Origin of the sequence: Erythrobacter sp. (genome assembly GCF_038133525.1) — a bacterium.
Taxonomy (GTDB): Bacteria; Pseudomonadota; Alphaproteobacteria; order Sphingomonadales; family Sphingomonadaceae; genus Qipengyuania.
On sequence record NZ_JAYPTL010000024.1, the window covers coordinates 23,573 to 29,664 of the forward strand.

The 6,092-nt window shown below is 61.2% G+C and carries 10 protein-coding genes and 1 tRNA gene; 1 reads left to right on the plus strand and 10 read right to left on the minus strand.

The genetic code is table 11. The features are described 5' to 3' along the window. On the minus strand, positions 1 to 701 hold a 701-nt coding region (locus tag AAFM29_RS08090; protein ID WP_341712294.1), incomplete at its 3' end, for a queuosine precursor transporter. 61 nt (positions 702 to 762) lie between these two features. Between AAFM29_RS08090 and AAFM29_RS08095 the strand changes: the two genes are divergently transcribed. Further along, positions 763 to 839: transfer RNA gene (locus tag AAFM29_RS08095), tRNA-Arg, on the plus strand. Between the two features lie 34 nt (positions 840 to 873). Here the strand turns inward: AAFM29_RS08095 and AAFM29_RS08100 are convergent. From AAFM29_RS08100 to AAFM29_RS08140, 9 genes are all read right to left on the minus strand, one after another. Then, positions 874 to 1,656: an NUDIX domain-containing protein gene (locus AAFM29_RS08100; RefSeq protein ID WP_341712295.1), complete on the minus strand. Its 783-nt coding sequence runs from the start codon at positions 1,654 to 1,656 to the stop codon at positions 874 to 876. A gap of 293 nt (positions 1,657 to 1,949) precedes the next feature. Next, positions 1,950 to 2,282 (minus strand): Grx4 family monothiol glutaredoxin, encoded by a 333-nt coding sequence (gene grxD / locus AAFM29_RS08105; protein ID WP_341712296.1) that lies wholly within the window; start codon positions 2,280 to 2,282, stop codon positions 1,950 to 1,952. Between the two features lie 36 nt (positions 2,283 to 2,318). Next, positions 2,319 to 2,552: a BolA/IbaG family iron-sulfur metabolism protein gene (locus AAFM29_RS08110; RefSeq protein WP_341712297.1), complete on the minus strand. Its 234-nt coding sequence runs from the start codon at positions 2,550 to 2,552 to the stop codon at positions 2,319 to 2,321. Positions 2,553 to 2,556: 4 nt separating this feature from the next. After that, on the minus strand, positions 2,557 to 2,880 hold the full coding sequence (locus AAFM29_RS08115) for a DUF1476 domain-containing protein (protein ID WP_341712298.1): 324 nt from the start codon (positions 2,878 to 2,880) through the stop codon (positions 2,557 to 2,559). Positions 2,881 to 2,923: 43 nt separating this feature from the next. After that, the gene (locus tag AAFM29_RS08120; RefSeq protein ID WP_341712299.1) at positions 2,924 to 3,403 is read right to left on the minus strand and encodes a cytochrome c; all 480 of its coding nucleotides are present in this window, start codon (positions 3,401 to 3,403) and stop codon (positions 2,924 to 2,926) included. Continuing rightward, the gene (locus AAFM29_RS08125; RefSeq protein ID WP_341712300.1) at positions 3,396 to 4,397 is read right to left on the minus strand and encodes an NADPH:quinone oxidoreductase family protein; all 1,002 of its coding nucleotides are present in this window, start codon (positions 4,395 to 4,397) and stop codon (positions 3,396 to 3,398) included. Before AAFM29_RS08125 ends, AAFM29_RS08120 begins: the two co-directional genes overlap by 8 nt. Continuing rightward, a complete protein-coding gene (gene leuD, locus AAFM29_RS08130) occupies positions 4,394 to 4,996 on the minus strand; it encodes a 3-isopropylmalate dehydratase small subunit (RefSeq protein ID WP_341712301.1) in 603 nt (200 codons plus the stop codon). Before leuD ends, AAFM29_RS08125 begins: the two co-directional genes overlap by 4 nt. Further along, entirely contained in the window at positions 4,996 to 5,832 is an 837-nt protein-coding gene (locus tag AAFM29_RS08135; protein ID WP_341712302.1) for an N-acyl homoserine lactonase family protein, read from the minus strand. The genes leuD and AAFM29_RS08135 overlap by 1 nt, the downstream gene beginning before the upstream one ends. A gap of 23 nt (positions 5,833 to 5,855) precedes the next feature. Beyond that, positions 5,856 to 6,011: an isopropylmalate isomerase gene (locus AAFM29_RS08140; RefSeq protein ID WP_341712303.1), complete on the minus strand. Its 156-nt coding sequence runs from the start codon at positions 6,009 to 6,011 to the stop codon at positions 5,856 to 5,858. Positions 6,012 to 6,092: the final 81 nt, after the last annotated feature.

Sequence of the window (6,092 nt, forward strand, 5' to 3'; positions counted from 1 at the left end):
GTATCGGTGTCGAACACTTCGACGCCTTCCGCCCGTTTCAGACTACCCACGACGAGGTAGGTAACGGGGGTCAACAAGGCTTCCCATGCGGTCTTGATCACCCACTGCGACAACACGACTTGCCAAAGCTGTTCGATTGGCCAGCCCGCCAATCCATAGAAGGCTAACGGGTAGAAGATCAGGCTATCGAGCCCTTGGCCGACCACGGTCGATCCGATCGTCCGCATCCACAGGTGTCGGCCCTGTGACCAGACCTTCATCTTTGCGAGTACGAAGCTGTTGGCGAACTCGCCTACCCAGAATGCGGTCATGGAAGCCAACACGATACGCCAGCTGTTCCCGAACACGAATTCGTAGGCTTTCTGCCCCGGCCAGCCCGCTGCGGGTGGCAAGCTGACGACCACCCAGGCCATAAAGGCCATGAAAGCAAGGGCTGCAAAGCCAGCCCAGATCACCCGGCGTGCGCGCGCATAGCCATACACTTCAGTAAGAACGTCGCCGATGATGTAACTCACCGGGAAGAACAGGACGCCGGCGCCGAACGACCATTCACCGATGCCAGGCAGGCTGATGTAGCTGGGTTTCGAGGCGCCGATCAGGTTGGACAGCAGCAGGATCGTTACGAATGCCGCCATCACGAGATCATAATAGCGAAATTGCGGTGAGTCCGGGGAGCGCGCGGGCGGGGTGCTGTTTTCCATGGCTTAGTGGGTTAGTGCCGATTGGCGCCGGACGAAAGCGGCGTTATGGCGTCCGCAGCGCGCGCCCGTAGTTCAACTGGATAGAGCACGAGCCTTCTAAGCTTGGAGTTGCAGGTTCGAGTCCTGCCGGGCGCGCCAGATTTTCGTACGACGGCCTGGCGGATCGAAGGGGTCAGCCCCGTGCAACAGTCTCCAGCGGTTCGCCGGTGACGGGATAGCCAAAATCCTCGCCGATATGCAGCCAGCTCTTGCCGTCCATCTCGCCAATGAAGGGCGTGATCGTCCGCACAGGGATCGCTTCCGCCTGTGCCTTGGCCTCGGCAAAGCTGTTGAACATGGCGAGCCGCTCGAGATTGCGGCGTGTCGGGAAGATGACCTTGATCTCGCCCCGCTCCGCGGCGTCCAATGCGCCTTTGGCCGTGGTCCAGAACAGATGCGTGTTTTCTGACAGATCGGCCTGGATCTCAACTGCACCCGTACCCAGGTCCGCGAGATAGAAGCGCGTGTCATAGACCCGCGGGATGCGCTCGTTCTTGGGGAACCAACGCGCGAAGGGCGTCAACTGGTCGAGATCGAGCTCCCAATCGAAGTGTTCGAGCACCGGCGCCAACTGGCCGGTCTGCTGAAGAAAGTCCCGCGCCGCACGCGCTTTCGCCGCATCGACTGCTCCCCTGATCCCGATCGCAAGCCCGGTCTCTTCCAGAGTCTCGCGGACTACCGCGACCTGATGCGCCGCCTCGTCGGGTTCGAGCGCGCCGCCGAGCATGGCGCCGAGTTCGAAGTCGGCAGGATCGACCCGCCCGCCCGGGAACACTGCCATGCCGCCCGCGAAGACCATTTCGCGGGAACGGATGGTCATCAGAATCTCTGGCGGGCCGCCGTCACCTCCATTTCGGAAGATAACCACGGTTGCTGCCGGAATGCCCTCGGATGCGGTATGGGAGGTATCGCTCATGAAACAGGTTGTGGCCTGCAACGGATTGCTTGCCAAGAGGGATACGAGTTCCTCTGGCCGGGTTGTCGGGAAATCTTACAGGGTGAATGCAGGTGTGATTTCGGTTAACCATCATAACCGTGGCAAATCGGGCAATTCCCCGATTTGGCACGTGGCCTGCATATGGGTTGGTGTCCTGTTCAAGTCTTCGACGGGGCGCGCCGATCCCTGGTTCTCTGGCGGCGCCCCGAAAAACAAAAGGCCCGCCCGGTTGTCCCACCGGGCGGGCCTTTCCCGTTCTTGGATCGATCAGGTCAGCCTTCTGCCCTCGCGACCTGCTTTTCGGTCAGCATCTGCTGCAGTTCACCGGCTTCGAACATTTCCATCATGATGTCGCTGCCGCCGACGAACTCACCCTTCACATAGAGCTGGGGAATGGTTGGCCAGTCGGAGAAGCTCTTGATGCCCTGGCGAATATCCATGTCCTGCAGGACGTCGACACCTTCGTAGGCAACACCGCAATGGTCCAGAATTGCGACCGCTCGGCTGGAAAAGCCGCATTGCGGGAAAAGCGGAGTGCCCTTCATGAAAAGCACCACGTCATTGTTGCCGACGATGTCGGAAATACGCTCGTTGATATCGGACATGGTCCGTCCTTCGTCTGGGGATTGTCTTACGAGAACTCAGTTGGGGGCTTGGGTGGTAAGTTGCAAGGCATGCAGCTCTCCACCCATCCGACCGCCCAGAGCTTCGTAGACAAGCTTATGCTGCTGCACTCGGTTGAGTCCGGCAAATTGCGGAGCCGTGACCCTGGCCGCCCAATGATCGTTGTCACCGGCAAGATCGCGCATCTCGACAGTGGCGCCCGGTAGCGCGGTCTCGATCATCGAGACGATATCTGCGGCCGCCATCGGCATCGGATCAGCCCTGGCTCATGAACTGACGACGGGCCTCGATGGCGCACTCTTCCAACTTCGCCCGGATGTCGGACTCGCTGATGTCGCAACCGGCTGCCGTCAGGTCGCCGAGCAACTTGCGAATTACGTCCTCGTCGCCGGCTTCTTCGAAATCGGCCTGCACGACGGCCTTCTTGTAGGCGTCGGTTTCTTCCTCAGTCAGCTTCATCAGTCCGGCGGCCCATTCGCCTACCAGTCGATTGCGACGTGCCGCGATCTTGAATGCGTTTTCTTCGTCGAAGGCGAACTTCGCTTCTTCGCCGCGCTCGCGATCATTGAAATTGGTCATGATGCTTCCCTTGAAATGGGTGTCAGGCGGGCAGCGAGTTCACTCATTCCGCCCGGAACGAATCGTGGCATGCTTTGCACGCCGCCTTGGTGCTTTCAAGGGCCTGGGTAAAGGCTGTGCGGTCATCGGCCGCTGCGGCGGCGCCGAGTGCATCGACAGCGGATTTGAACTCCGCAGCACGCGTTTCAAATCCCTCGCGATCCGACCAGACCTCGGGAAGCGCTCGTGTGCCGGGGACGGCCGCAGTTTCGGCGCCGTAGAGCGAGGGCAAGGCCTGCGCAAAACGCTGCAAGCCGCCAATGGCGAAACCCGCCCGCTTGAGTGGTGTCGCCTCATCTTCTGCCCCACGGCCGACCGCGGCGAGGGTCGAAACCATCATCCGCATTCCCGCCTGGCGCAGTGCAACCAGATCATCGGCATCGGGACGCGTTTCCAATGCCGCTGGCTCCGGCGTGCCGTTCGCAGCGACACCGGAGGCAGCAAGGAATGCGGCACCTGCCGCGATCAGGATCGCCTTAGCCATTCATCGTCACCACCAACTTGCCGATCGCGCCCCTGTTTTCCAGCTTGGCAATCGCCTCATGCGCTCGCTCAATTGGATAGGTCTCGCTGACCAATGGATCGATCTTACCGGCCTTCCACAGATCGAACAATTCCTCGATGTTCTGGGCGTTGCGCTCGGGCTCGCGCGCGGTGAACGCACCCCAGAAGACGCCACGGATGTCGCAGCTCTTAAGCAAGGTCAGGTTCAGCGGCATCTTGGCGATCCCGGCCGGGAAGCCGATCACCAGGAAACGCCCCTCCCACGCAATGGCGCGCAAGGCGGGTTCCGAATAATCGCCGCCAACAATGTCATAGACGATATCCGCTCCATTGGGGCCGACGGCGGCCTTGAATGCGTTGGCCAGATCCCTGGAAGTGTCCTTGTCGAACGGCGCGCGCGGGTAGACGACGACCTCGTCGGCGCCGTGGCGCTTGGCGACCTCACCCTTTTCCTCAGTGGAGACCGCAGCGACGACGCGGCAACCATAGGCCTTTGCAAGCTCGACAGCCGAAAGGCCGACGCCGCCTGCGGCGCCGAGCACGAGCACGGTTTCACCCGCCTTGATATCGCCGCGATCCTTCAGCCCGTGGATAGTCGTGCCATAGGTCATCAGCAGCGCGCTGGCCTTCACCAAATCGATGCCGTCCGGCACCTTGAATAGACGGCCCGCAGCCACTGCGACCTTTTCCTGCAGGCCACCATTGCCTACGCCGCACATGACTCTGTCGCCAACCTGCCAACCGGTGACACCTTCGCCCAATGCCTCGATCGTGCCGGATATCTCGCCACCCGGCGCAAAGGGGCGCGGCGGCTTGAACTGGTACATGTCGCGGATGATCAGCGTATCGGGGAAGTTGATCGCGCAGGCTGCGACCTTGACCAGCACCTCTCCCGCGCCGGGGGTGGGCTCTGCGATATCTTCGACGACCAGGGTTTCGGGTCCGCCGACCTCCTTCGATAGGACTGCCTTCACGCTGCTTCTCTCCTTGGATTGTTGAGCCAGGGCAGGGCGCCCTCGCGCATGGTTTCGTGCCGCCCGATCACATCCTCACTGGCGAGGGTCAGGCCGATCTCGTCGAGGCCATTGGTCAGGCAGTGCTTGCGGAACGGATCGATCTCGAACGCAAAGCGATCCTGGAAGGGCGTGGTGACGACCTGGTTTTCAAGGTCGATGGTAACCGGATCGGTACGCGCCACTTCGAGCAGGCGGTCCACCTGTTCCTGCGGCAGGACCACGGTCAGGATGCCGTTCTTGAAAGCGTTGCCCGAAAAGATATCGGAGAAGCTCGGCGCAATCACGGCCATGATGCCGAGATCGAGCAGTGCCCAGGCGGCATGCTCACGGCTCGATCCGCAGCCGAAATTGTCGCCTGCGATCAGAACCGGTGCGCCGGCAAATTCCGGATCGTCGATGATATTCTCGGGATCGGCCCGCAGGCTTTCGAAAGCGCCTCCTCCCAGGCCTTCGCGGCTGATTGTCTTGAGCCAGTGCGCGGGAATGATCACGTCGGTATCGACGTTCTTGAGACCCAGCGGGATCGCACGGCCGCTGACGGTGGAAACGGGCTGCATTACTTGGCGGACTCCGGGAATTCGGGCAGGCGGATCAGGTGCCGCGGATCGTGCTGAATCACGATTGTCGCGTCGAGATTGTCCGCCATCTGGTTGAAGCGCTCGAACGAAGCGAGCGTGTCCGCCCGGTCGGTATTGAACTGTGGCACGCCCCGGTTCTCGATCTGCTCTTCGAAGTGATAGAGATCGCCGGTCAGCATGATCGTGCCCGATCTGGGAAGTCGAACCACCAGCGAATGATGCCCGGGCGTATGACCAGGCGTGTTGATCATGGTGACCGATGCATCGCCGAATACGTCGAGGTCACCGGCTATGCGGTTGACCTTGCCGGTTGCGCCTTCGGCGAACCAGGGGGCAAACTGGGCACGAATTCCGTCCAGACTTCCCGAAACGACCGCATCCGCATCGCCGCGGCCGATCAGCAGTTCCGCTGCCGGGAAGTCCTGGGCCTGGCCGATGTGGTCGCCATGATAATGGCTTACGGCGACATAGGTAATGTCCGACGGCTTCAGGCCGATCCGGGCAAGCTGTTCCGGAATGGTCTGCGCGAGACTGATGGTGAATACACCTTGCGTGTCGCTATTGCCCTTGAGCGCAGCGGGGAAGCCCGCGTCCCAAAGCAAATACCGTGCGCCGTTGCGGATGACATAGCAGCTGTCGGTCAGCGTGCGCCTTTCGCCATCATAGAGGCGCGTGTCGGAGAATGGACCGGCATCGCTCAACTCGATCGTGCCGCAATCGAGCCGCCACAATTCGATATCGGGGGCATCCTGTGCTGTTGCGGGTGCCGCCAGCGAAATCATTGCTGCGACTATCAGGGTTTGCGCCTTGGTCATTCCTCTCTCCCCGTGAGTGCGACCTAGTCGGTTTCGGGCTTCTCCCCCGAAGGTACCGGGCCCGGTTGGGCGGCTTTCTTCTTTTCCTTCCGCTTGCTTGCATAAAGCAGTGCTGCGGCGATGGCGGCCGAGCCGATCGCACCGGCGATGGCGGCCTTTCCCTTGATGTTCTTGGTCATCGGTCCTCAATGGTTAGGCATCGACTACTTGGCAAGAGGCGAGCTTACGAACATCGGTCAGGCGCCCGGTCACGGCGGCGG

Bases quoted from the DNA above. Each gene is read 5' to 3' on its own strand.
- AAFM29_RS08100 (WP_341712295.1), bottom strand. From the start codon at position 1,656: ATGAGCGATACCTCCCATACCGCATCCGAGGGCATTCCGGCAGCAACC.
- grxD (WP_341712296.1), bottom strand. From the start codon at position 2,282: ATGTCCGATATCAACGAGCGTATTTCCGACATCGTCGGCAACAATGAC.
- AAFM29_RS08110 (WP_341712297.1), bottom strand. From the start codon at position 2,552: ATGCCGATGGCGGCCGCAGATATCGTCTCGATGATCGAGACCGCGCTA.
- AAFM29_RS08115 (WP_341712298.1), bottom strand. From the start codon at position 2,880: ATGACCAATTTCAATGATCGCGAGCGCGGCGAAGAAGCGAAGTTCGCC.
- AAFM29_RS08120 (WP_341712299.1), bottom strand. From the start codon at position 3,403: ATGGCTAAGGCGATCCTGATCGCGGCAGGTGCCGCATTCCTTGCTGCC.
- leuD (WP_341712301.1), bottom strand. From the start codon at position 4,996: ATGCAGCCCGTTTCCACCGTCAGCGGCCGTGCGATCCCGCTGGGTCTC.
- AAFM29_RS08135 (WP_341712302.1), bottom strand. From the start codon at position 5,832: ATGACCAAGGCGCAAACCCTGATAGTCGCAGCAATGATTTCGCTGGCG.
- AAFM29_RS08140 (WP_341712303.1), bottom strand. From the start codon at position 6,011: ATGACCAAGAACATCAAGGGAAAGGCCGCCATCGCCGGTGCGATCGGC.